Origin of the sequence: Halobacteriovorax sp. YZS-3-1 (assembly GCF_047084945.1) — a bacterium.
Classification (GTDB): domain Bacteria; phylum Bdellovibrionota; class Bacteriovoracia; order Bacteriovoracales; family Bacteriovoracaceae; genus Halobacteriovorax_A; species Halobacteriovorax_A vibrionivorans.
Genome location: NZ_JBKIYI010000001.1, coordinates 1,283,272 through 1,308,198, shown reverse-complemented (window position 1 = coordinate 1,308,198; position 24,927 = coordinate 1,283,272). Strand labels below are relative to the sequence as shown.

Here is a 24,927-nt window from a genome sequence, read left to right as displayed (position 1 = left end):
AGATGGGATTATTTAACGATCGCAAAAGTGAAAACGGAAAAGAATTTGTACCTGTATGGTTTATGCGTCAAGCTGGACGCTACCACGATCATTACCAAGGAATGAAAAAGAAGAATACTTTTATGGAATTATGCAAGCAACCAGAGCTAGCATGTGAAGTAACAATGGGTCCTATCAATGACTTTAAATTTGATGCGGCCATCTTATTTTCAGATCTACTTTTCCCTCTTGAGCAAATGGGAATGGGACTAGAATATGCACCAGGACCTAAATTAGAAAAGAAATTAGAAACTGTAGCTGATATTAAAGGGCTAAAATTTCTTGATACTGCAGAGAACTTTTATAAATTCCAAGGTGAAGCCTGTACACTTTTAAAAGAAACTCTACCAAATACAACGACACTTCTAGGATTTGTTGGTGCTCCTTTCACTCTATACACTTATGCTGTTGAAGGATCTCATGCTGGATCACTTTATAGTTCAAAGCTAGGTCTTTATGATGGACGTTGGGATGCATTTGTCGAGTTACTTATCCCAGAACTTCTTGGTGAAATGCGTGCTCAGGCCCTAGGTGGAGCAGATGCTATGTGTTTATTTGACACTGCTTCTGGTGAGTTAAACTACGAAGATTATACTCAGATCGTTCTTCCTGTACTCAAAAGAGTTACAGCAGAATTCAAAAAAGAATTCCCAAATAAAAAAGTCATCTACTATTCTAAAATGACTCACCTTCGTTATCTACAAGCAATTGAGGACGATAATATTGATGTTCTTGGTGTTGATTGGAGACATGATCTTGGTCATGTTCTAAACACTCTAGGTAACGACTACTATATTCAAGGAAACCTTGAACCAGCATACTTAGGGCTTCCATGGGAAACTCTAGAAAAGAAATGGATGGGGCTTTACGAGTCACTCCAAACGGCCAATGCTCCGATGAATAAATGGATTTGTGGACTTGGCCACGGTTGTCTTCAGTGGATTGACCAAGAGAACGTGAGAAAAAGTGTCGAATTAATTCAAAGTAAGTTTCAATACTAATTGTTTGGGCGCATAGCGCCCAAACTCTCCTAATACAAGGCCCTTACAGCTTCTATGTAAGAATATAATAGAATCTATCGCTATTTTAATCAGTTGTTTGGCCATAAACTTGTTTAGTTAATAGATAAAATTGACCAAGGAAGGTTGAATGAAATTTACACAAAAGGTATTAGTAGCAGGACTGTCTCTTTTAACAATTAATTCTTTTGCCCAAGATCTAAACGGGAATCACGAGCATAATTACATTGTAACAGGAAAAGACCTATTCACATCAACTCAGAGTCTACACTCTGAAATGCAACTTGATGTTATTAAAGTTGAAAAAGATCTTGTTATTGCAAAAACAAAAAGAATGGAAGAGCGAGCTGAAATTTCTCACCTTGCCCACGAAGAACATAAAAGATGTGGTGGATACTTCGCATTTCAAACAAAAGAAGAAGCATTAAAATTCGTTAAAGAATCTCAAGAAAATATGAAAGGACAGCAAGACTATAGTTCACTTGTTGCCGACTACACTCTTAACCAAGAAGATCTTGTAAGAGATACTATTTCAAAAGCACAAGAAAGCTCAATTAGAAGTGTTATTGAAAAGATGTCTAGCTTCCATAATCGTTATTATAAGTCAGAAACAGGTGTTCAATCACAACAATGGCTTAAGGATCACTGGACGAGCCTAACGGCACACAGAAATGATATCAGTGTTGAATTCTTTAATCATTCAGGATTCCCTCAACCATCAGTAATTGCAACAATTAAAGGTAAATCAGATGATATTATCGTAATTGGTGGACATGCTGACTCTATTGCTGGTTGGTGGGGACGTACAAATGCTCACGCACCAGGTGCAGATGATAACGCTTCAGGAACAGCAACTGTAACAGAAGTTTTAAAGGTTTTAGCTCAAAGTGGTTATCAACCAGAGAAGACAATTAAATTCATGGCCTATGCAGCAGAAGAAGTTGGACTTCTTGGATCTAAAGATATTGCACAAACTCACAAGCGTGAAGGAAAAAGTGTTGTTGGTGTCATGCAACTTGATATGACAAACTTCAATAACTCTAACGACGATATTACGATTATTACTGACTATACTAATGAAGCACAAAATAACTTCCTAGGATCTCTGATTGATACATATCTTCCAGAATTAACTTGGGGACGTGATACTTGTGGATATGCTTGTTCAGACCATGCTTCGTGGACAGCTCAAGGATTTCCAGCTTCGACACCATTTGAAACTCGTAAGCGTGAAATGAATGGAAGAATTCACACATCACGTGATACTCTAGATTACATGGGTGGAACAGCAGATCATGCACTTAAATTTGCTAAGCTTGCCCTATCATTTGTCATTGAACTTGATAGATAATTTCAGATCTCTCAACTTTAATATAAAAAAAGCCAGCATTAGCTGGCTTTTTTATTACTTAAATTCAATCGATAATGGACAGTGATCACTTCCCATTACATCTGGCTGATGCCAACAATTCTCTACTCTTGAAACAAATTCATCAGTTGACCAAAAATAATCAATACGCCAACCAACATTTCGTTCACGACAATTGCTTCGATAAGTCCACCAAGTATAGTGGCCATTTTCTTCTGGAGAAGTGAATTCACGGAAAAGATCAGTAAAGCCTTGGGCCTTAAACTCATCCATCCATTCACGCTCAATAGGAAGAAAACCTGTCGTCTTCTTATTTGTTTTTGGATTAGCAAGATCATTTTCAGTATGAGCAGTGTTGTAGTCACCACAGATCACAACTTCTTTCTTTGTCTTCTTCTTAAGCTTTAAAGCTTTATCTGCAACAGCACGACAGAAGTCCATCTTATATGGAACTCTTGCGTGATCTCTTTGTCCATTTGGGAAGTAACAATTAAAGAGGATATAATCATCAAATTCTGAAATGATGGTACGTCCTTCACAATCAAACTCAGGTATTCCAAGTCCAACCGTGTGCTTAACATTGATTCCTTTGCGTACCCAAGTGGCCACACCTGAATATCCCTTTCTTTCCGCAGGTGCTATTAACACTTCGTGATTATGAGGATTATTTAGGCGATCACTTAATTGCTCAGGTAGTGCTTTTGTCTCTTGAAGACAAATTACATCTGAATCATCTTCTAAATACCAATCGTAAAAACCTTTTTTCTCACAGGCCCTAAGACCTGCAACGTTCCAACTTGAAATCTTAGTCAAAACTAGGCTCCTAAAATCGAGATACCAGAATCAACGTAAAGAACTTGTCCTGTTACACCATTTGCAAGGCGTGAACCTAAGAACACAGCAGCTCCACCAACATCTTCTTGAGTTACATTGCGACGAAGTGGCGACTTCTCTTCAACGTCATTTAAGAATCCTTTTAGCCCTGGTACACCAGATGCAGCAAGAGTTCTAATTGGACCTGCAGAGATACAATTTACTCGAATCCCTTCTGGGCCTAAATCATCAGCAAGGTATCTCATTGTTGATTCAAGAGATGCTTTTGCAACACCCATTACGTTATAACCATTAAGAACTTTTACTGATCCATGGTAAGTAAGAGCGATAACAGAACAATCTTTTGCCATAAGTGGCTTAAGAACATTACACACACCTAAAAGTGAGTAAGCTGAGATATCTTGTGCCATTTTAAAACCTTCACGGCTTGTTTTATGAAAACGATCCTTAAGATCTGTTTTATCTGCAAATGCTAGTGAGTGAACGATAACATCAACATCACCCCATTTCTCTTTTACGATTTCTGCCATCTTAGTCATATGCTCTTCATTTTGAACATCTAACTCAAATGTAAACTCTCCACCAATTTCTTCGCTGAGTGGTTCAACTCTTTTTTGTAGAGCTTCGTTTAAGTATGAAAATGCAAGACGTGCTCCTTGCTCTTTCATTTGTTTTGAAATTCCCCATGCAATTGACTTATCATTTGCAAGGCCTAGGACTAGAACTTTCTTTCCTTCTAAAATTCCCATTTATATCTCCATTACTTTATTTAACAAACTTGTAGCCGACAGAGCGGATACTAATAATATGTTTAGGTTCCTTTGGATTTTCTTCAAAGTATTTTCTAAAACGTACAATGAAGTTGTCAATTGTACGAGTATTTGAATCCTTTTTGTAGCCCAATAACTCAAGTAACTCACCGCGCGTTACCACTTCTCCTTCATTTTGAGTTAAAAGTGTCAAAATCTTAGCCTCTTGCTCAGTCAGTGAATATTCCTGTTCATTTGAATAGGCTTTAAAGTCTGAGAAGTTAATCTCATTATTTCCAAACTTATAAACTTCGACTTCTTTCTTTGTCCAACTTGATCGTTTGAGAAGCCTTTTAACCCTTAAAATAAACTCATCGAGGTTAAATGGTTTTGCCAGATAGTCATCTGTCCCCAAATTAAAACAGCGAACTTTAGATTTACTACTATCTTTAGCAGATAGCACTAAAACAGGTGTCTTCTCATTTACATCGCGAATTTTGACAAGAATATCCTCACCACTTAGTCCAGGCAACATTAGATCAAGAACCACCAAATCAAAATTCTTTTGCTCATAGATTTCAATGGCCTCATCACCACGGGCGGCATGAGTAACCTCAAATCCTTCTAGTTCTAAATTTAGGATGATTCCCTTTGCAATATTCTCCTCATCTTCAATAAGTAAAATATGACTCATAATCTAATCCTTCTTATGTAGTTTTAATGACAATTTCAAAGTTAGACCCTTGCCTTTACCTTCACTAGAAGCAGTGATTCTACCAGAGTGAATTTTCATAATCTGAGTGGCCATATAAAGACCAACACCACTGCCCTTAGAGGATCTACCAACTTGATAAAACTTTTTAAATATATTCTTTAATTCTTTTTCTTCAACACCATCACCATTATCGACAAAGAATAACTCTCCAAAGTTTTTAGATTTTTGAAAAATAACCTCAACTTTCTTCTGAGCTTTACTATTATATCGAATCGCATTGGTAAAAATATTCATCAGTAAAATATCAAAGAGCTTCGGATCAAAATCAATAAAAGCATCCTCTTCAAGATGAAGATAACTAACCTGAAGATCTTTAAAATTATGCTTATTTCTATCAAGAAATTCTTCAATGGCCGTACGAACCCCAATCAGTCTCACGTCTGGCTCGACCTTCTTCTCTTCAATTCGTCCAAGCTGAAGGATTTGTTCGATATTATCGCCTAGTCTCTCCGTATCTTGGCGCATAACATCTAAGTACTCCATTTGTTTTTCGCGAGGAAATTCATGTTTCTTTAAGGTATCGATAAATATCCCTATAGAAGCAACAGGTGTCTTTAGTTCATGCGTGAAACCGTTAATAAAGTTTTGTTGCATACGATAGAGCTGACGTAATTTTTGATAGTAATAAAAAACTAAACTAAAGCCTAAGATAATCAAAGTAACAAGAATTGATAAGACCAGGATCATAACCCAGGTCTGAGTTTGCTGAAATTGTACGAGTTGAATCCCAGACTTTTCAACAAATATCGTTAGCTTCTCGTTAACTTCTAAATATGAAGAAATATAGAGGTATAATGAAACCCCAAGAGCTACAAGGGATGAAATAAAAATAAAGACGGGATGTAAAAATACAGGTCCCCTAATTTGACGTGCCATTTGCAAATTTTAGCAATTATTGGCACTATAAGTTAAGGAAAAATGTTTAATAATGAGGACAAAATGGAATCAAAAATCCAAAATCTTGCAAAGTATATTGACCACACTCTTTTAAAGCCAGAAGCAAGTGCTGCTCAGATAAAGAAGTTATGTACTGAAGCCAATGAATATGGGTTTAAGTCAATTTGTATTAACCCTTCTCGTATTGAAGAAGCAAAGAAGCATCTTGACCCGCAAAGATCCATGATTTGTACTGTTATTGGTTTTCCATTAGGCGCCATGACAACTGAGGCAAAGGCGTTTGAAACGAAAGATGCCATCGCAAAAGGTGCCAGTGAAATTGATATGGTCTTAAATATTGGAAAGCTTAAAGAAGGGGAAATTGACTATATAAAAAGTGATATTGCAGCAGTTGTTGCACAAGCTGGAGAGAAGACAGTAAAAGTTATATTTGAAACATGCCTATTGAATGAAAAGGAAATCCGTTTGGCCACAAATGCGGCCATCGATGCTGGTGCAAAATTTATAAAAACATCAACTGGTTTCTCTTCCTCAGGGGCAACACCAGAAGTTGTTGAAATTATGTTAGAAGAGGCCCAGAAACGCTGTGAGGTAAAGGCATCTGGTGGTGTTAGAAGTTACGAAGACGCAATAAAATACATCGAAATGGGTGTGACAAGACTTGGAACAAGTTCTGGAATTGCGATTATGAATGGTGAAAAAAACACAACATCTTCTTACTAAGGTGTAAGTAGACGCGTTCTTATGGTATTGATAGATAAGTAGCAAGACGCTACTCAATCTAGCCGGAGATCGAATGTTTAAAGCTTTCCTTTTCACCACGCTTACCTTAGTTACAACAATCTTTTCATTACAGAGCCTCGCAAGTTGCGAACAACAAGATCAGAATATTGCTTATAAGAACACAAGAGAGTTCATAAGAATTAAGAAAGTTGTTAATGAGGTTGGAACCAAGAAGGTTGGTAAGGACCTTAAAAAACAAATCAATTCACTTTTTAATCAAACGAGAAATTACTACTTTCAATCAAAATGTCTAAGCTTACGTCATCAACAGCTTGGAATTCTCATGGAATTAAAAGAGCTAAAGAAATTATAAGCTTTTCTTTACCGCTTCCCACCTACCGCTAATAATGGGCAAGGTGGCAAAATGACTTTAACAATAACCATGGAAGGTTTGTATGGAAAGAGTCATTAATCAATTATCAATTTCAAAACATGCACAAAAGAGAATGTCTCAGCGTCAGATTGAATTAAATGATAGGGACTTATTTAAACTCAGCGAAGCCGCAATGAAACTAAAGGCCAAAGGCTCTCATGAGTCCTTGATCATTACTCCCATCGCTGCTTTTATTTTAGATATCGACCATCATTGTCTCATCACGGCAATTCACTCCGATGAGATGAATGAGAATATTTTCACTAAGATTGATGCGACAATGATAGTGAATTAAAGAGTATTCCAATAATTGATCTCTAAATCCCCTTTATGCTGGAGATCATTAGCACTTGAAGGAACTGCTCCACTGAAGATTAATTCATCATTTTCAGTCTCAAAAACTGAAGTTGTTAGAATGTGATTACCTTCCATAGAATTTACTTCCATGATCTGAGTAACCTTACGTCTTCCATTCTCACCGCGTCCTAATTGAATAATATAATCAACGGCCGTGGAGATATAACGTCTAACTACATGATATGGCAGATCAAAGCCTGACATTAGAAAGAGAGACTCAACTCTTTGTAGACACTCAACAGGTGAGTTCGCATGGATTGAAGTCATACTTCCATCGTGGCCAGTATTCATCGCCTGAATCATATCAAAAGTCTCAGCTCCCCTAACCTCACCAACAATGATTCGATCAGGTCTCATTCGTAGAGTATTTTTAACGAGCTCACTCATTGAGATATTCTTATCAAGCCCTGCCTCAAGACGAACAGAGTTTGGCTGTTTTAAAACAAGCTCAATAGTATCCTCAATGGTAATAATTCTCTCTCCTTGATCAACTTCTTTTAAAAGCATATTCATAAAAGTCGTCTTTCCAGAACCTGTTCCACCAGAGATTAGAATATTCTTTCTTGAGCGCATTAAGGCCATAAGAAATGGAACGACATTTTCAGGAATATTAAAGAGAGCTCCGTGTTTTTCGAGCTCAAAGTTATTTGAGAGGTATTTTCTAATTGTTATGGATGTACCACTTGAGGCAAATGGTTCACTAATAATATTAACACGTGAGCCATCTGGTAGACGGCCATCTAAGATAGGATCATTATTTGAGAATTCTTTCTTATTAAAAATTGCAACTTCTGTAGCAAAGTCGAGAATATCTTTTTTATTAATATTCACATTTAGGCCAATGAACTCTCCGGCCCTTTCAACAAAAACACTATTTGGTCCATTAATGACAATTTCAGAGATCCCTCGTTTTGTTGATAGATCATCTAACATTTTCCAAATACTATTTTCAGTCATATATTTCCTTTAAATGAATCCTAAACAGTCTTAGCCGCAACTAGTTCGAGATCCCCAATACTAAGCGCATAATTTATTAAATTCTTTTGTAGTAATTGTTTCTGATTTGGTTCGAGCATAGTCTCAATCATATCAAAGCTTGATTTGGCCTTAATTAATCCAAAAAGCTTTTCTTCACCTAGAAACTTTAAGAAATGCACAAGCATCAAAATCAGAATATCAATTCTTATATTTCGATTTGTAACAGAGGCCATTAATTGATCGATTTTACGAGATGGAAAATAAGGATGCTCATCCAATGACTTTAAGTCTTGTTCATAACAAGAGACTTTTAAATAAAAGCCAAGAGATATTAGTCTAGAATATCCACTTACTGTTTTATCACGAAACCTAGCTTCTAGATTTGTAATATCATCAACACTATCAACTAAAACTGAATGAGGATGATTACTATTTTCTAAGAAGTTTATATAATAGGCCAATAAACGATCACGAATCCCATGCCATCCAAACTTCTTAATAAGTGAAGTGAGGTCTGTCTCTTCACCAGCATTTAAAACTCGATAGAGAATTCTTGCCATGGCCGGTGATTGATAAATATATTTTTGAAGATCCACAGAGGTCTGACTTGAGCTTGATACGTTACTGATGAGTAACTGACAAAATGCCTCGGGAAGTTCTATGTAGTCCAATTCCATATACCTATGATAAATGAGATTTCCATCACTTTCCAGACTTATATTCGCTTTATCAATAACACAAGAAACTGTTATAATAATTAAATGAAAACTCCTATTCTTGAAGAATTCAAATTGAAGTCCATTGATAAAGTGGAAATCAAGGCAAATTTAAAACATTATCGTGTTGGCCATCAACCGGTTTACCTTGATGCTTCTCGCCTTAAAAGAGATCGTCTTATCAAGTTACTTGGCCTTCTCTCCAATGTTATGGAAGAGGAAAACTTATCACCTAAGTTTCCTTACCCTTTTTATATTATTTCCGATATCGAAGATATTTGGACTAAGTTTCCAATCTTCAAAAGTATCGAAGAGCTCCCAAGCTATTATCAATTTGAAGCAACGAGACCTACGACTAAGGAACAAAAAATACTGGACTTCATCGATATCTCAGCATCTAACATAAGAAATGAAGATGTTCAGCTATGCTTAGACGAGTTCTCTCGCACAATTTCATCTCAAAGAATTATTAAATCATTGGCCAAGGAAGGAAGTAAACTTGAAAAGATTCTAAAAATTCTTGAAGAAGAGGCCAAGGGATAAAGTATGAACGACGACAATAATGATAATAACGATGCTAAGAAAATTGATCAACATATCCGAAAAGTGTTAGGAGAAGAGTTTGCGCCGGTTCAAAAGAGAAGCGATAATGGACAAGAAGGACATAAGCTGACGAATTTTTTGGACATTGAAAAGAATCGAATCAAACAACTAAAGGACTTCTTTCAAACACGTATCCCAAATGTGATTGAATTAAATCAGTTTGACGAGTTGATGCAGGAATTAGTTGAATATAACGATACTTTAAGAACAAAAATACTTAAGCATACGCTAAAGAAAGATTCAAAATTTAATAAGAATATTAAGCAAATATTCAATAAAACATTTATCGATTAGGAGAGGTTATGAAGAAGTTGATTTTAGGGGCACTACTACTTTCAAGTGTGGCATCATTTGCAATTAGACCACCAGTAGTAGAAATTTCAGGAGATAATGGCGGACGCTTAAATGGAAATGCTTGGTCTTCAAAAGAGCTAAAAGGCAAAGTACACGTACTATTCTATGTTGATCCAGATGAGAAAGACTTAAATAACCATGCTTCTGAAGCACTGGCCGCTGAAAAATTTGACCTAAAAAAATACGCTTCAGTTGCCGTAATCAATATGGATGCAACTTGGCTACCTAACTCAATCCTAGAAGGTGCTCTTGAAGATAAGCAAAAGAAGTACCCTAATACATTATATGTTAAAGACCTAGAAAAAGTCGTCGTAAAAAAATGGGACGGAATTGTAAAAGATGATGATTCTAATATTATTGTTTTTGATAAGGCCGGAAATATCATTTATAAAATCAATGGAAAGGCCAGTGATAAGCAAGTAAAAGAGATGATCTCTTTAATCAAAAATAATCTATAATTTCATATATTAGGTGCTACTTCTGTAGCACCTATTCTTTAATCAATGTTAAATCATTCATTATAACAGGATAACTTCTTCGAAGCTTCTTTCCACTTTTTAAGCGATAAGGCCATTCAATGATGACTTCACTAACCTTTTCATCTCCAAGGCCGATATGAACAATCGATGAGTTTTGTGGTTGGAATTGTCCATATGAAAAATAATGTTGACGCGTTAGTGTACGACCTTTATCTGTAACAACAATAATCTTTGCACCGATTGCATCATGGTTAGACCTCTTACCTTCAAGCTTCAACTTAATAAAGTTCTTCTGTGGTAAATTATTTTCAAAAAGATAAACACGCGGCTTAATGCGTGCATCTCTGGTATTAACTTGAATTGTTAAAAGATCATTTCTTCCATCACCATTGTAGTCAAAGACTACAGTTGAGCTTGGGTTTACAATATCAATACCGTAATCTTTAGAGCGGTTTACTAATTCGTGATCATTTTCTTGTACAAAACTAACGAGTCTTGTGTGCGGGGGAAACCCCGAATTATCAACAATTAGGTCAATGAGGCCATCATTATTAAGATCACTCCAAAGTCCGCGCATATCACCTTGGTTCCAATTAGTAAGTGCACCATCATTTGTATATTCTGTTCTTAAAAATGAAATCTTTTTAAGACCTCTATTTGTGAGGATACTTGAACGGTCACGATAGTCGAGATCAAGAGACTTTGAAACCTCTCCCATGGCAATATCATAATAACCATCATTATTGTAATCACCACAAATAGCAAAGGTTGAATTACCACCATTAAAACGTCCACCACTGGTAATACTATCCATGGCATAACCAGACTGAGGTCCATAATCCACATATTTTAAAACTTTATTCTGCTCAGTTGAAAGCCAAAGTTTATTAGGATAACCGGCCGTATTACTAGTTAGAATATCCGCATATCCGTCATTATTGATATCACAGATACTAGATGAGAATGTCGGTGCGACGTTATACTCTTCATCACCTCGCATTGCCAGTTCAGAAGTTAAGGCCCCTGATATTTCATAGACCTTTTTCTTCTTGGCCGTAAATAGTCGGTTTGCAACAGGTTTCCCCTTGTTACGACGGTCAAACCAACTTGCAACAAACATATCTAATTCACCATCATTATCGTAATCAAAGACGTTTACATTAGTAATAGGTGCGATGAAATCAAATTTAAATTCATGTGCCTTTCTAAAAATAATACTATTTCCGCGAGACTTATTTCCCAAATAAATAGAGATCGGTTTTTTCGTTAAGGCCGACTTTTGATTGTGAAGCCCAACTAATACATCTGTCGTTCCATCTTTATCAAAGTCAGAAAACTGAAAAAAAGTTGCTTGAACATCATCCTCAAAGTAAATATTCTTCGCCTTAACAAATTCTCCACTCTTTGTGGCCAAATAGAACTGAGCTGTTGAATAATTCCCACTTAGAAAAACTAAATCCTCAAGCCCATCACTATTGATATCATAAATATAAACACGAGAAGCTTCGATATTTGCAAGGCCAACCTTCTGAGTCACATCAATAAATGCAGATGATTTCTTCTGTGGGCCGTAATTAATTTTTGCACGCTTTCTTTTGACTTCTTTTTTCTTCTTATTAAAAGAAGAGCAAGCACTAAATAATAAAGCGAAGACTAATAAGTAGTGAATTTTCATACCTATATGATAATAGAAAAAAGAAGGCCCTAGCAAATAACTAGGGCCAATATTTGTGAAAAATATTTTTTTAGAGAAATTAGAAGTTAATAATGTCTAATCCGTAACCATCATTATCACAAACCATATCTGAAGTTGCTTTAACAATCTTATCATCGTGATTTGTCATTGACTTAAGATTTGTTACAACTACTGCTCTAGCATCTTTTAGTGCTACACGAGCAAGGTTAAGACAATAGTCCTTCTTGGCCTGATCAACTTTTTCACTGTTTAAAATAGAAGTTGTACGTGAAATTACTGCAAGCATTACATAAAGATTCATTGCCATTTCAGCAATTCTCTTTTGTGGAAGCTCATTTCCAATAATATTCTTACCGTACTTCATTAGTGTATTTTCAACTTGAATCGCAAATTGACCAAGAAGAGAGTTAAACTTCCCTGCTTCTTTATCTAGCTTTTCATGTTGCTTAGTAATAAGACGTTGACCAATCATTTTAGAGAAACGACCACGTGCAAAGTTTGTTAGTACACCAACTGATTTAATTGGATCTTGTAGTGCTTTAGAAACGTCTGCCGCTTTACCTAACTCTTTCATACTTTCAGAAGGATTTCTAATACCAGAAAGAGCAAGGAAGATTCTAAGAATTTCATTTGTTCCTTCAAAAATCATATTAATACGTGAGTCACGCATATATCTTTCATAAGGATACTCTTTCATATAACCGTTACCGGCCGCAATTTGCATTGCTTGATCACATACTTCCCATAGTGCTTCAGAACCATAAACCTTACAAACAGCTGTCTCTAAGTAATAATCTTTAAGACCTTTACACATATTTCCAGTCGTCATGTAAACGATTGATTCAGTTGCATAAATTCTTGCTGCCATAAGAGCAAGTTTATCTTGGATTAAACCAAACTCAGCAATTGGTGCACCAAATTGCTTACGCCCTTTAGCGTGCTCAGTTGCCATCTTTAGTAGAGTCTTCATACCACCGACACAACCTGCACCAAGTGATAGACGTCCTGAGTTAAGAACGTTCATAGCAATCTTGAAACCTTTTCCAAGCTCACCAATGATATTTTCTTTTGGAACAATTACTTTATCAAAGTATACGGCGCGAGTTTCAGAGGCCCTGATCCCCATCTTCTTCTCTTTTTCTCCAAAAGAGACACCTTCCATACCTTTTTCAACGATGAAACAAGAGATTTTCTCTTTTGTTTCTCCATCAATTTCATGATCAGTTTTAGCAAATACTGAGTAGAACTCTGCTGTTCCAGCATTAGTGATCCAAAGTTTTTGTCCAGTTAATGTATAAGTACCATCACCATTATCAACGGCCTTAGTCTTAATAGAATAAGCATCAGAACCAGATCCTGGCTCAGTTAGACAAAATGATGCTAACTTTTCACCAGTAGCAAGTTGTGGAAGCCACTTTGCTTTTTGCTCTTCTGTTCCTTCATTAAGAAGTGCGCGATAACCAATTGACTGGTGTGCACCAATCATTGTTGCAACAGCGCCATCAAATGCAGCAACTTCAGCAAAAACACGACTATATAGAGTGTAATCTAAACCAAGACCACCTAGATCTTCGTTAACACCCATACCAAAAAGACCTAGTTCAGCTAGCCCTTTCATAACTTCATCAGGAATAACGGACTCTTCATCCATTTTTTCGCAGTCTAGTGCATCTTCACAGAATTTACTAACAGCGTTAACCATTTCGCGACCAAAGTCTTGCTGCTCTTCAGTAAAACCTGGAAATGGAAAAACGTTTTCTTCTTTAACTTCACCAAAGAACAGGTCTCCAACAATGGAGTCCATCATTTGTTTCTCTTCACTCATCATTAAGTCCTTTTTTAAATCCTTCTAACTATATTAGAGTATTGATTGACTAGAATTCCCTGACATTTTAGCACGACAATTGTCAAATACGCAAAGTAAACAGATATTATGATTATCCGAGCACAACGCTCTGCTTTCCTTAAGAAAAATCTTACCAGATATATCAATGGTTGATGCTTTGGGTAAACAACCTTAAAATACTATAAGGTATTAAAATATAAAAACTTTCAAGAAGAAATTGAATGACGAAAAAGAAAGGATTCTTTTCAAAAATTAAATCGAAACTGTCGAAGGATCAGGATGATGCTGAGTACACTAGTGAAAATCTTCCTGAGACACCTCCATCTGATGAATACGAAGAATATGAAGATGAGGAAGAAGTAGAAGCAGACTTCGATAATGAAGAGTACGAAGAAGAGTATGAAGAACTCGATGGTGAAGATCATCTAGAAGTTGAAGAAGAGGATACTCCTCCAACTCCCCCAGCGGTGGAAGATCCAACGTTAGAAGTCTATATTGATGACCTATCAGCAGATGATGAGCAAAGCGCTGGCTTCTTAAGCAAATTAAAAAATAAATTAAAAAAGAATAATGATTCTCATGACTCTGAAGACGACGATGAGCTTGAAGTTGATGAAATAGAAGAAGATGAAGATGCAAATAAGTACAACGTAATGCAACGTATGCTTGATCGTATCAAATCAAAAAGAGATGAGCTCTCAACAGCTAATGTAACAGGAAAGAAAGGCAAGCAACAACTAAGTGGGCCACAATACTTTCTACCAAACTTACTTAGTTCAGAGAATCGTCCACAGGTGCATCGTTACTTTATCTTGGCCATTAGCTTCGTCCTACTCTATCAAGTTGGAAAGATGGCCGCACTCTATTTAAAAGATAAAGGTGAAGGCTCTTCAATTCAGACAACATTTAGTCGTCCACAAACATATGAGTATAATCGTCCTATTGCTAATATAAGAAATTATAATCCTTTCAATATCCAAGAGGATAAGAACGAAAAAGTTGAAGATAAGCCTAAGAAGCCACGCAATATTATAAAAGTTTGTCGTAGCGCCGAAGCGGAATCAAAGCTTGGCTTGAAACTAATTAACACAGTTGTTCTACAAAATAATAAAAAGTCTGTTGCAAGTATTACAAACCGAGGAAAGCGTTTAAACGTTAGGATTGGAAGTAAGATTGATAATATTGCAGAGATTGGAAATATTTCACGTCAAAAGGTTATCTTTAAAAACCTTCGCTCAGGTGAATGTGAATATATTGAAAATGTAGATGATCGTGCGAGACGTTTTGCACGTAAAACAAAAACAAAGATCCTTCCTCCTAGTCGAGCAAAGGATGTGATGCCTGAATTCAATAAAGATATTAAAGTTGAAGGTAATAACTTTAAGATCAAGAAGCAATTAAGAGATCAGCTACTAAGTAATATTGGTGATGTTTTGACTCAAGCTAAGGCCATTACAATTAAGAATCCAGATGGTTCACTTTGTTTTAAAATGACACAGGTAAAGCCAGGGTCAATCTACTCTTACCTGAATGTTCAAAATGATGACATTATTTGCGAAATCAACGGCGCAAAAATAAATAACATGAACCAGATTATGGGGATGTTTGGAAAAATTAAGTCTACGGACTATTACGAATTAGGTATCAAACGCAATGGCGTTCACCAAAGCTTTAATTATAACTTTGTTGATTAAATCATAGGGATCACGGATGAAGAAACTATTTTTAAATCTTTCAGCACTTTCACTACTCTGCCTGTCTACACCATATGCAGAAGCGCAGTTTAGACAGTTTAAGTCAAAGACGAAAGTTAATCGCGATAGCAGCGACAGACCATCTGCAGCAAACTTACTTAACACAAGTACAGCGACTTCAGGGAGTGATGCTTTTGGAAGAACTGCAAATCAACCAAAGAAAACTGATGATGCCTATGTAAACCTAAATCCAGAAACAGCTTTTGGTCCTGAAATTGTTACTAGCTTTGACTTTGAAGATACATCCCTACAAGATCTGACAAAACATATGCAAAAGCTTACTGGTCTCAATCTTATTATCGACAAAGACCTTAAAGGAAAGATTTCAATCTCTGCACCTACTCCAATTACAGTTGGAGATGCATGGAAGGCATACCTAGCAGCTCTTAATATGAATGGTTTAACAATGGTTAAATCAGGTGCATTCTATAAGATTGTTCAAGCAAGAGATATTCGTTATATCCCAACAAAGATCTACACGGGAAACTACGTTCCAGAAACTGAAAATTACTTAATGAAGATTATTGCCCTAAAGAATATTGACTCGACAGAGGTCTCTCGTTCATTTAGACCATTTATGTCTCGTTATGGGCGTATTATTGAAATTAAACAAACAAATACAATTATCATTCAAGATACAGGTTCTAATATTAATCGTCTTATGAGCTTAATTAAGTTCATCGATGTTCCAGGACACGAAGAAACGCTTCAAATTATACCTGTTAAAAATACTTCTGCCTCAGAAATTGCAAAGCTTCTCGATAAAATCCTCAAGGATGACACATCAAAGAAGACCGCACGTCGTAGTAATGATGGCGGAGGACAAAGTATTTCAAAACTTACTGCTGAGCCAAGAACAAATTCTATTATCGCCATGGCCAACTCAAGTGGTGCAAAGAGATTAAAAGAGTTAATTAATAAACTTGATGTTGAGCTAGTCGCTTCAAATAATGAGCAAATCCATGTTTACTACCTCTACCACGGTGATGCCGAGGATATGTCTAAGACACTTTCTGAACTAGTTAGTAGCTCAGGAAGCTCTAGAACATCGAGAACGACGAGACGATCACGCTTCTCGAGAGCAGCAAGTAACGATGATGAAAACGAATTATTCAATGCTGAAGTTAGAATTACAGCAGACAAATCAAATAACGCTCTTGTTGTTACTGCCTCTCCTACTGATTGGCTAACACTTGAAAAAGTAATCAAGAAACTAGACCAACCTAAAGACCAAGTCTTTGTTGAAGGTCTAATTATGGAAACAAATATTTCTAAGTCAAGAGACTTAGGTGTATCAATTGTTGGAGCCTACGGTACAGGTGCTGCTGATAGAGCTGGTTCACTGCAAGGTTCTTCAGGAAGTACACTAACTCAACTACTTTCAGGTTCATGGCAATCAATCGGTGGACTATTTGCAGGTATTGGTATCGGAAACGAAGTTGAAGTTGATGTTGGTGGGCAAACTGTTAAGATCGATTCAGTGAACGCACTGATCTCAGCGATTGCAAGTCACGGTGACACAAATGTTCTCTCGACTCCTCAACTACTCGTTCAAGATAATACAGAAGGTGTATTTGAAGTTGGTGAGAAGATTCCTGTGCCTAAAGAGACACAAGCTTCAAATGGGTCGACAACGACATCACTTGAAACACAAAACGTAACTCTTAAACTTAAGATTACACCACAAATTAATAAGGTTACTCGTTATATCAAACTTAAGATTGATCAGAACCTAGAAGACTTCTCTAGCCGTGCCCTTCCATCAGGTGTTCAAAACGTCGGTGTTGGTACAGTTGTTAGAAGTGCAGTTACAACAGTTACAGTAAGAGATCGTGACACAATTGCCATGAGTGGTTTAATGCGAGACAAGACAGTTGACTCTGTTTCAAAAGTTCCACTACTTGGTGATATCCCTGTCCTAGGCTGGCTATTTAAGAATACAAGTACACAGACTGAAAAACTTAATATGTTATTTTTCTTAACACCAAGTATTTTAGATAACTACCAGCAAGATGTTGCTGAAACTGTTAAAGAGAATTTAAATCGTCGTGCCTCTCACCTGAAGAAATACCATGGTGAAAACGATCCGTTTAAATCAACGGCCAAAGGACTTTACAATAAGGCCAAGAAACAACAAGACGGTCCACTTTATGATGAAAGTCGTAACCGTTACTACAAAGATCAGAATAAGAAAGGTGTTCAAAATCAGGAGATGGACTTAAACAGTAGCGCTCCTGTTGATAAACCAAAGTATGAAGATATCGTTCAGAAGGTAAAGTCTAAAAAAGCTGCTTCAAAAAAAGACAATGAAGTAAGAATTAAAACAAGTAATAAAGACGTTATCATTAGTAAGTAAGAGTTATAAAGGCATACACAGTATATGAGAAACCAAGTGCTAGAAACATTTGAACAGGGAAAAGAGAAAATTGGTGAGCTTTTAATTAAGCACACTTCCCTCACTCGTGAACAACTTGACGAGGCCCTGGATATTCAACAAGAATCGGGAATGCTAATTGGAGAAATTCTCTTAAAGAAGAATTACATTCATCCGCATGACATCACAAAAGTAATCTGTCATCAAATTGATATTCCTTATGAAACTGAAATTGATGTTGATACGATTGACCCTGAACTCATTACTAATATTCCGATTAACTATGCTAAAAGTCAGGAGTTAATTCCAGTACTAGAAACACCACGCTTTGTTTCAATTATTATCACCGACCCTTTTAACTTTGATGCCATCAATGATTTAAGAGAAATCTTTAAAAAAGATATTCATGTCTCAGTTGCTCAGCCTTTAAAAGTTAATGATGCAATCAACAGAGTTTACGAGAAAGCTAATAAGAATATGGTTCAATCTCTTGAGGACGAGTTTGATGAAACTCTCGACCTAGATGGGCCAATTGATATCCTTGATGCTGGAGCTGACGAGGCTCCTGTTATACGCTTTGTTAACTCTATTATCTTTAGAGCTGTTAAAGAGCGTGCAACAGATATTCATATTGAACCTTATGAAAAAGAGTCGATTTATCGTTTTCGTATCAACCGAGTTATGACGGAAGTTTTAAGACAACCTCTAAAAACTCACTCTGCTGTTGCCTCACGTATTAAGGTTATGGCAAAACTAGATATTGCAGAAAAGCGTATGCCACAAGATGGCCGAATTCCAATTAAGATGGCCGGAAAAGATATTGATATTCGTCTTTCAACAGTACCAGTTCAAAATGGTGAACGTATTGTTATGAGGATTCTAGAAAAGGATAATAATATCCTTCAACTGGATCACTTAGGCTTCCATGGGAAGGTTCTAAATGATCTCGATGCCCTATCACAAAGAAAAGATGGAATTGTTTACGTATCAGGGCCAACTGGTCACGGTAAGTCAACGACTCTCTTTGCAATGCTAAGTCGTATCAACACTCCTGATCGTATGATCATTACAGTTGAAGACCCGGTGGAATATGAAGTACCAGGTATTTCACAAATTCAGGTAAATCACAAAATTGAATTATCATTTGCTAAAGCACTTCGAGCTATTCTTCGTCAAAACCCTGATGTTATCATGGTTGGGGAAACGAGGGATTATGAAACAGCGGAAATGGCAATTCAAGCATCGATTACAGGTCACTTTGTTCTATCAACAATTCACACCAACGATGCTTCTTCTGTTCCAAACCGTCTAATTGACATGGGTGTACAGCCATTTATGATTGCCTCTTCCCTATCTGGCGCACTAGCACAGAGACTTATTCGTACACTTTGTAGTGAGTGTAAGAGACCAAAAGAAATTACGAAATTTGATCTTGAAGTATTAGGTATTAAGGCGATTCCTGAAGGACACACTGTCTATGAATCCGTAGGTTGTCCAAGTTGTGATAACAAAGGATACTCTGGAATGACAGTAGTTGCAGAGCTTCTTATGATTAACGACGAGATCAGAACGATGATTATTAACTCTGCACCCTCTGGAAAGATTAAACGTGCGGCACAAAGAGCTGGAATGAAGACACTTCGCGATGACGCCATTGAGAAGGTTCTTAGAGGTATCACTTCTATATCTGAAATGAATCGTGCCATCAATATTGAAACAGAAGAAGAAAGAAAAGAGTAATACATGGCCATTTTTGATTATAAAGGTATTGATCGTACAGGTAGCGAGAAGAAAGGCAATATTACGGCCGAAAATGAATTGGCCGCAAAGGCAAAAATTCGCGCTCAAGGTATTATGCTCACATCAATAAAAGAGCATAAATCGGGATCAAAAGCATCTTTTGAAATCAACTTTGGTAGCACAATCTCAATTAATGATCTCTCATTAATGACAAGACAATTAGCAACGCTTATTAAGGCAAGAATTCAAATTGTTGAATCATTTAATGCTTTAATCGAGCAATGTGAAAACCCAAAACTTAAGGTTATACTTTCAGAAATAAGACAAAAGGTTAACGAGGGTTCTTCCCTTGCTGCCGCCCTTGCTGATTACCCAAAAGTTTTTGACCATATCTATGTCAACATGGTTGAAGCTGGTGAACAATCAGGAACTTTAGACATCGTTCTACTACGTCTTGCTGAATTTACAGAAGCGCAAGTTAAATTAAAAAATAAAGTGAAGGGTGCCATGATGTACCCAATAATTATGCTTATTGTTGGTGCAACCGTTATGGGTGTTATTCTAGTTCTCGTTATTCCAAAGATTACAAAAATCTTTGTCTCAATGAAAAAAGAGCTTCCCCTACCAACACAGATTTCAATTTGGCTCTCAAGCTTTCTTCAACAATACTGGTGGGCCGTTATCGTTGGTCTCTTCGGTGCCTTCTGGTTATTTAAACGCTATATCAATACAAAGAAAGGCCGTTCACGTTGGGACTCATTAACTTTAAAGCTACCAATCTTTGGTCAACTTATAACAATGGTAAACGTTTCACGTTTTGCCTCAACTCTATCAACTCTATTGAATTCGGGTGTTCCAATTCTTGCTGCCATGAAAATTGTCAAAAATCTAATCGGCAATGTCCACATGCAGGATGCAATTGAGAGTGCACGTGTTAATATATCTGAAGGTTCTTCAATGGCAGCGCCTTTGGCTCAATCTGGACACTTTCCTATTATGGTGACACACATGATCAGCCTAGGAGAGAAGTCAGGGGAACTTGAGCCAATGCTTAACATTATTGCGGAAAACTACGAAGATCAGGTAGAATCTAAGCTAAGTGGGTTAACATCTGTTTTAGAACCGATTATGATGGTGGGAATGGGTGGTGCCGTTGCATTTATTGTAATGTCGGTAGTTGTTCCAATGATGGAGCTCAACTCAATCAACTAAGCTTAACTTGATTTTAGGAAGAGAAGATATTTAAGGAGATTTATTTTGAAAGATTACAATTTTAAAAACTTTTTTAAGGTTCAGGCTTTAAAAAACCAAGCAGGTATGACGCTAATTGAAATTCTAATTGCATTAACACTTATCTCATTAATGGGGACATTTATTGCAGGTAAAGTTTTTGATTCATTAGAAGAAGGTCGTGTTAAATCAGCTAACATTCAGATGAAGTCACTTGAATCACTTCTAAAAGACTTTAGAAGAAAGTGTAACTTCTACCCTACTACAGAACAAGGTCTAGAAGCACTTCTATCAAAGCCTTCAGGAGGACGTGAGTGTCGTAACTATCCACCAAATGGATTTATTGATGCAGATCAAATCCCTCTAGATCCATGGGATATGGAATACGTTTATACTTCTGATGGTAAGACGTACAATATTATGTCTTATGGTAATGATAATGAAGAAGGCGGAGAAGGTTTCGCTAAAGATCTATACCTAAGAGATAGAAAGTAATTAAAGATTAAAGGTAATCATGCATAGAGGCCATGGACAATCAGGTTTTACATTAATTGAAATTCTGGTATCCATGGCCTTAGCATCTTTACTGCTCTACATGGTTGTGGGAACCTCTTTTTCAAGTCGCCGCAATCTCGATGAAACAATCAATAATATTGAACGCATTATTCGCTTCTCTAGTGATGAAGCAAGCCTTCAAAATAAGTTTATTCGCCTTGGTTTTCCTTTAGAAGAACTTGATCAAAGACCAACTCTTGAAATTGCCCAAAGTAATGACTTTGTTATCGACATAGAGGGCACAAGAAACTTTGATGATTTAACTGAAGAAGAGCAAGAAGAGATGAAGTCATCTGGACGCTTCACACCTCTACCAGAGTTTAACGCCGATGACTTTACGCCTAGTGGTGCAGTTAAAATTGTCGCCGTTGGAAGCACCCTGACACAAAAACTCCATACAACGGGAAAACCTTTCGTCTACTTTTACCCGACAGGTGAAAAAGATTCTGTTATAATTATCTTAGCAACAGAAGAAGAAATGGTTGCTCTTTCAACCGAGCCTTACTCTCAAGTAATTAATAGAGAGTACGTAGCACTTGAAGGTGTCAACTTTGGAAACGAAGACTATGTTGAGAAGTTAATTGAAAAAGCAAACGAATTGTATGACGAATGGTTAAGCAACTAAAAAACAACTCTGGTTTCACATTAATTGAAGTTCTTATAGGACTTGCTATATTTGCAGTATTCATTACTGCATATATTACAGCACAAGGTCTAAATATTACAGACTCAATAGAGATGCGCTCAGAGATCACTCTGCGTGAATACGCTGTTAAAAAGGTCAATGAAATAGTGGCCTACCCACCAGAGCTTAAAGAAAGCCTAACTTTAAAAGCTGAAACAGGAAAGTTTGAAGAAAACGAAAATATTAGCTACAGCGTAGAATGGAATAAGTTTATTGTTCCCGATTACGAAAAAATTACAGGTCAAGAAACTCCTGAAGATGGAGATGACAGTAACAACTCTATTCAAAAACAAATTTTTTCAGTTGTTAAAGATAATTTAGAAAAACTAATTTGGCAGGTTCGTGTAACAGTAAAAGACGAAACGACTGAAGAGTCATTTTCATTAAGTACTTGGATCTCAAACGAAAAATACAAAGTTCAAATAAATGGTTTATAAAAGAGATGAAAAGATATTAGCAAATAAAGCTGGCTTCACATTAATCGAAGTCTTAATTGCTATTGCTATTCTTTCATTTCTCATGACGGCCATTTATCAAATTGTCGATAGTAGTGCCACAACAAACGATCGAATAACTTCAGAAGACAGAGAAAGACTTCAATTAGAAATTGGTCTTATGCGAATTCAAAGAGACCTCGAGTTAATCCACTCTCCTCTATATTTTGAATCACAAAAGTCAGAAGATAATAAATTATTTGCTAAGACATATCAGCAAAGCCAGCGCTCAAGTACTTCAGGCTCACAACTTGGAAGTGGACAACCTGGTTCACAAACACAAGGCCAGAGTCAGTCTCAAACTCAGAACACGAATCCTCCAGTGATGACTTCTCACCTCTATCAAAATAAGAACTTTGATAATTTATCATCTAGTAATATTCCGATCCCTATTCTTATTAATGAAGAGAAAGGCTCGCTAATTTTTATGACTTCTGCAAACCGAAGACTTATAAAAAACTCAAAGCAGTCTAATTTGATTTGGGTTCGATATCGCGTTGTAACAACTGAAACATCAGGAGTTGATGAAGAAGAAAAGAATAAAGAAGCTCCTTACTCATTAACTAGAACAGTAATTTCACAAAACCTCTATGATACAGAGCTAGATTGGGAAGATGCAAAAGAGTACGCTGTCATTAATAACTTAAGGGATTTTTACTTTGAGTTTTATAGTCCAGAAAAAGAAAAGTTTGTTGCATCATTAAAAGAATTAAATAAGTTAAGAAATACGCCAAGACTAATAAAACTGAACCTAGACTACGTTTCAAAAAATGGCGATGAATTTGAGATAGAAAGAACAGTAAGAGTCCTATGGCCTACGTTTGATACAACTGAAGATTTAAAAGAGAAATATGAAGTCAAAAAATAGCACTTTTAACATTATATTAAAGAACAATTCCGGTATTGCTATTATCATGGTAACAACGGCGGTTGCTATCTTGACTGTTCTCTTGGCACAATTTACTTATGAGACAAAGCTTAACAAAATTCGCATTGAGCACCAAGTTGATAAGGCCCAAGCAAAGCTAAATGCTGAAGCAGGTCTACAATATGCTCTTTCAATTCTAAAAGTGTATCGTGAAGCATGGAATAAATTAGAAGATAATACTTCACTTCAAAATACTATTTCAAAAAGTGATATTGAAGCGATTGCGACACAGCCATTTATGATTCCAATTCCTACAACTGGAGAGATGTCGGCCCTACAAAAGAATGCGATTGCTGAGTTTGAAGATGAATCATTCATTCAGGGGACTCTTTCAGTTAGCTTAAAATCGATTACAGGATTTCTAAACCCTAATACACTAAGAGTTATTAAGCCAATCAATCAAAATGCCAATAGCTCTTCTCAGAGCAGCTCATCGCAACAAGGAAGTGGCCAGTCACTAAAGCCACATGAGTTTATGGAAAAAACTTTTATTGAAATGCTTGAGAAAACTTTTAGAGAAGAGATTGAAAATAGTGAAACATTCGCTCTACACTACTCGAATTTAGATCCCAGGTTACTAGTAAAAGAATTGAAATATTACGTATCTGGAGAAAATGATTACGATGAGCCTGAGAAGGCCGATATTCAAAGAACTTATCAAAATGAGGGAATTGAAGCAAAACATGCAGCATTTGAGACAACAGACGAGCTCTACTCTCTAGCTGGCTGGGATGATGAAATCGTAAACTTAATTAAAGACCGTATTAGCATTCACAACGTATCTGTAATTAACGTCAATGAAATCACTCTTAATCAATTAAAAGTTCTCTTTCCAGAAATGTCAGATGTGGCACTTGAAGAGTTTTTTAAATACCGTGACGGAGATGAAGAGTCAGGTATTACGGCAACACCTTTTAAAACAGAAAAGGACTTTAAAGCTCTTCTCACGGGGCGAATTGGTGCCATCGATGCAAGTGAATATGATAAGAGAATTAAAGAGTTTGCAGATGCTGACATTGTTATTGGAACTGGTGGAAAATTATTTAAACTTGAGTCCATCGGCACTTATGGAAACTCTACCTATAAGTTGACTGCTTTTATCGACTTACCAATCAAGCCTCAATCACCTTCAACAAACTCACAAGGACAAACTGGTTCACTCAATCAAGGCTCTAATAATGGCCAAGTAAATAACCAAGGAACAAACCAGACTACTCAAGGTCAGCAGCAACAAAATGAAGAAAGTAAATACTATCTTCTAAGGCCAAGAGTTGTAGAAATCCGTACATACTAACTTCCC

Annotated in this window: 25 protein-coding genes; 17 read left to right on the top strand and 8 right to left on the bottom strand. The window is 36.5% G+C overall.

Going from position 1 to position 24,927, the window contains the following annotated elements:
• Positions 1 to 2 precede the first annotated feature (2 nt).
• A complete protein-coding gene (locus tag ACMAZI_RS06345) occupies positions 3 to 1,040 on the top strand; it encodes a uroporphyrinogen decarboxylase family protein (protein ID WP_120405081.1) in 1,038 nt (345 codons plus the stop codon).
• A 148-nt stretch (positions 1,041 to 1,188) separates the two neighbouring features.
• A complete protein-coding gene (locus tag ACMAZI_RS06340) occupies positions 1,189 to 2,409 on the top strand; it encodes a M20/M25/M40 family metallo-hydrolase (RefSeq protein ID WP_120405082.1) in 1,221 nt (406 codons plus the stop codon).
• Positions 2,410 to 2,463: 54 nt separating this feature from the next.
• Here the strand turns inward: ACMAZI_RS06340 and ACMAZI_RS06335 are convergent, their stop codons facing one another.
• From ACMAZI_RS06335 to ACMAZI_RS06320, 4 genes are read right to left on the bottom strand one after another with little or no spacing between them, the layout of a single operon-like run.
• Positions 2,464 to 3,240, bottom strand: coding sequence for an exodeoxyribonuclease III (locus tag ACMAZI_RS06335; RefSeq protein ID WP_412473537.1), 777 nt, complete (start codon positions 3,238 to 3,240; stop codon positions 2,464 to 2,466).
• A 2-nt stretch (positions 3,241 to 3,242) separates the two neighbouring features.
• Complete coding sequence (locus ACMAZI_RS06330; RefSeq protein WP_115363532.1) at positions 3,243 to 4,010, bottom strand: enoyl-ACP reductase; 768 nt, start codon at positions 4,008 to 4,010, stop codon at positions 3,243 to 3,245.
• Between the two features lie 16 nt (positions 4,011 to 4,026).
• Entirely contained in the window at positions 4,027 to 4,704 is a 678-nt protein-coding gene (locus ACMAZI_RS06325) for a response regulator transcription factor (protein WP_115363534.1), read from the bottom strand.
• Positions 4,705 to 4,707: 3 nt separating this feature from the next.
• Positions 4,708 to 5,661, bottom strand: a complete 954-nt coding sequence (locus ACMAZI_RS06320) for a sensor histidine kinase (RefSeq protein WP_115363536.1) — start codon at positions 5,659 to 5,661, stop codon at positions 4,708 to 4,710.
• 63 nt (positions 5,662 to 5,724) lie between these two features.
• On the opposite strand from ACMAZI_RS06320, the gene deoC reads away from it, so the two are divergent.
• The 3 genes from deoC to ACMAZI_RS06305 all read left to right on the top strand — a co-directional run bounded on the left by deoC (position 5,725) and on the right by ACMAZI_RS06305 (position 7,133).
• On the top strand, positions 5,725 to 6,405 hold the full coding sequence (deoC, locus tag ACMAZI_RS06315; RefSeq protein ID WP_412473538.1) for a deoxyribose-phosphate aldolase: 681 nt from the start codon (positions 5,725 to 5,727) through the stop codon (positions 6,403 to 6,405).
• A 73-nt stretch (positions 6,406 to 6,478) separates the two neighbouring features.
• Positions 6,479 to 6,778: a hypothetical protein gene (locus ACMAZI_RS06310; protein WP_133296981.1), complete on the top strand. Its 300-nt coding sequence runs from the start codon at positions 6,479 to 6,481 to the stop codon at positions 6,776 to 6,778.
• An 82-nt stretch (positions 6,779 to 6,860) separates the two neighbouring features.
• Positions 6,861 to 7,133, top strand: a complete 273-nt coding sequence (locus tag ACMAZI_RS06305; RefSeq protein ID WP_115363543.1) for a hypothetical protein — start codon at positions 6,861 to 6,863, stop codon at positions 7,131 to 7,133.
• On the opposite strand, the gene ACMAZI_RS06300 is transcribed toward ACMAZI_RS06305, so the two are convergent.
• Both ACMAZI_RS06300 and ACMAZI_RS06295 read right to left on the bottom strand, forming a co-directional pair.
• On the bottom strand, positions 7,130 to 8,152 hold the full coding sequence (locus ACMAZI_RS06300; protein WP_115363545.1) for a CpaF family protein: 1,023 nt from the start codon (positions 8,150 to 8,152) through the stop codon (positions 7,130 to 7,132). The two genes, ACMAZI_RS06305 and ACMAZI_RS06300, sit on opposite strands and share 4 nt — an antisense overlap.
• A 20-nt stretch (positions 8,153 to 8,172) precedes the next feature.
• A complete protein-coding gene (locus ACMAZI_RS06295; RefSeq protein ID WP_133296982.1) occupies positions 8,173 to 8,850 on the bottom strand; it encodes a hypothetical protein in 678 nt (225 codons plus the stop codon).
• A gap of 84 nt (positions 8,851 to 8,934) precedes the next feature.
• Between ACMAZI_RS06295 and ACMAZI_RS06290 the strand changes: the two genes are divergently transcribed.
• The 3 genes from ACMAZI_RS06290 to ACMAZI_RS06280 are packed head-to-tail and all read left to right on the top strand — an operon-like array spanning position 8,935 to position 10,304.
• Positions 8,935 to 9,432 (top strand): hypothetical protein, encoded by a 498-nt coding sequence (locus ACMAZI_RS06290; RefSeq protein WP_115363549.1) that lies wholly within the window; start codon positions 8,935 to 8,937, stop codon positions 9,430 to 9,432.
• Between the two features lie 3 nt (positions 9,433 to 9,435).
• Positions 9,436 to 9,786 carry a hypothetical protein gene (locus ACMAZI_RS06285; protein WP_115363551.1) on the top strand — a complete coding sequence of 117 codons (351 nt, stop codon included), beginning with the start codon at positions 9,436 to 9,438 and terminating at the stop codon, positions 9,784 to 9,786.
• A gap of 8 nt (positions 9,787 to 9,794) precedes the next feature.
• Positions 9,795 to 10,304 (top strand): YtfJ family protein, encoded by a 510-nt coding sequence (locus ACMAZI_RS06280; protein ID WP_120405087.1) that lies wholly within the window; start codon positions 9,795 to 9,797, stop codon positions 10,302 to 10,304.
• A 31-nt stretch (positions 10,305 to 10,335) separates the two neighbouring features.
• Here ACMAZI_RS06280 and ACMAZI_RS06275 read toward each other — a convergent pair whose 3' ends face one another.
• Positions 10,336 to 12,000 (bottom strand): CRTAC1 family protein, encoded by a 1,665-nt coding sequence (locus tag ACMAZI_RS06275; protein ID WP_120405088.1) that lies wholly within the window; start codon positions 11,998 to 12,000, stop codon positions 10,336 to 10,338.
• Between the two features lie 79 nt (positions 12,001 to 12,079).
• Positions 12,080 to 13,846, bottom strand: coding sequence for an acyl-CoA dehydrogenase family protein (locus ACMAZI_RS06270; protein ID WP_158536922.1), 1,767 nt, complete (start codon positions 13,844 to 13,846; stop codon positions 12,080 to 12,082).
• 242 nt (positions 13,847 to 14,088) lie between these two features.
• Here ACMAZI_RS06270 and ACMAZI_RS06265 point away from each other — a divergent pair, with 242 nt between their 5' ends.
• The 9 genes from ACMAZI_RS06265 to ACMAZI_RS06225 are packed head-to-tail and all read left to right on the top strand — an operon-like array spanning position 14,089 to position 24,921.
• Positions 14,089 to 15,561: a hypothetical protein gene (locus ACMAZI_RS06265; RefSeq protein ID WP_412473539.1), complete on the top strand. Its 1,473-nt coding sequence runs from the start codon at positions 14,089 to 14,091 to the stop codon at positions 15,559 to 15,561.
• A 16-nt stretch (positions 15,562 to 15,577) separates the two neighbouring features.
• Complete coding sequence (gspD, locus tag ACMAZI_RS06260) at positions 15,578 to 17,977, top strand: type II secretion system secretin GspD (RefSeq protein ID WP_115363570.1); 2,400 nt, start codon at positions 15,578 to 15,580, stop codon at positions 17,975 to 17,977.
• A gap of 24 nt (positions 17,978 to 18,001) precedes the next feature.
• The gene (locus tag ACMAZI_RS06255) at positions 18,002 to 19,735 is read left to right on the top strand and encodes a GspE/PulE family protein (protein WP_120405090.1); all 1,734 of its coding nucleotides are present in this window, start codon (positions 18,002 to 18,004) and stop codon (positions 19,733 to 19,735) included.
• Between the two features lie 3 nt (positions 19,736 to 19,738).
• Positions 19,739 to 20,947 carry a type II secretion system inner membrane protein GspF gene (gspF, locus tag ACMAZI_RS06250; RefSeq protein ID WP_115363574.1) on the top strand — a complete coding sequence of 403 codons (1,209 nt, stop codon included), beginning with the start codon at positions 19,739 to 19,741 and terminating at the stop codon, positions 20,945 to 20,947.
• A 45-nt stretch (positions 20,948 to 20,992) separates the two neighbouring features.
• A complete protein-coding gene (gene gspG, locus ACMAZI_RS06245) occupies positions 20,993 to 21,460 on the top strand; it encodes a type II secretion system major pseudopilin GspG (protein ID WP_115363576.1) in 468 nt (155 codons plus the stop codon).
• Between the two features lie 19 nt (positions 21,461 to 21,479).
• Entirely contained in the window at positions 21,480 to 22,145 is a 666-nt protein-coding gene (locus ACMAZI_RS06240) for a Tfp pilus assembly protein FimT/FimU (RefSeq protein WP_115363578.1), read from the top strand.
• The gene (locus tag ACMAZI_RS06235) at positions 22,130 to 22,642 is read left to right on the top strand and encodes a prepilin-type N-terminal cleavage/methylation domain-containing protein (RefSeq protein WP_115363580.1); all 513 of its coding nucleotides are present in this window, start codon (positions 22,130 to 22,132) and stop codon (positions 22,640 to 22,642) included. Before ACMAZI_RS06240 ends, ACMAZI_RS06235 begins: the two co-directional genes overlap by 16 nt.
• The gene (locus ACMAZI_RS06230; protein WP_115363582.1) at positions 22,632 to 23,567 is read left to right on the top strand and encodes a type II secretion system protein J; all 936 of its coding nucleotides are present in this window, start codon (positions 22,632 to 22,634) and stop codon (positions 23,565 to 23,567) included. Before ACMAZI_RS06235 ends, ACMAZI_RS06230 begins: the two co-directional genes overlap by 11 nt.
• Positions 23,551 to 24,921, top strand: coding sequence for a hypothetical protein (locus ACMAZI_RS06225; protein ID WP_412473540.1), 1,371 nt, complete (start codon positions 23,551 to 23,553; stop codon positions 24,919 to 24,921). The genes ACMAZI_RS06230 and ACMAZI_RS06225 overlap by 17 nt, the downstream gene beginning before the upstream one ends.
• Positions 24,922 to 24,927 lie beyond the last annotated feature (6 nt).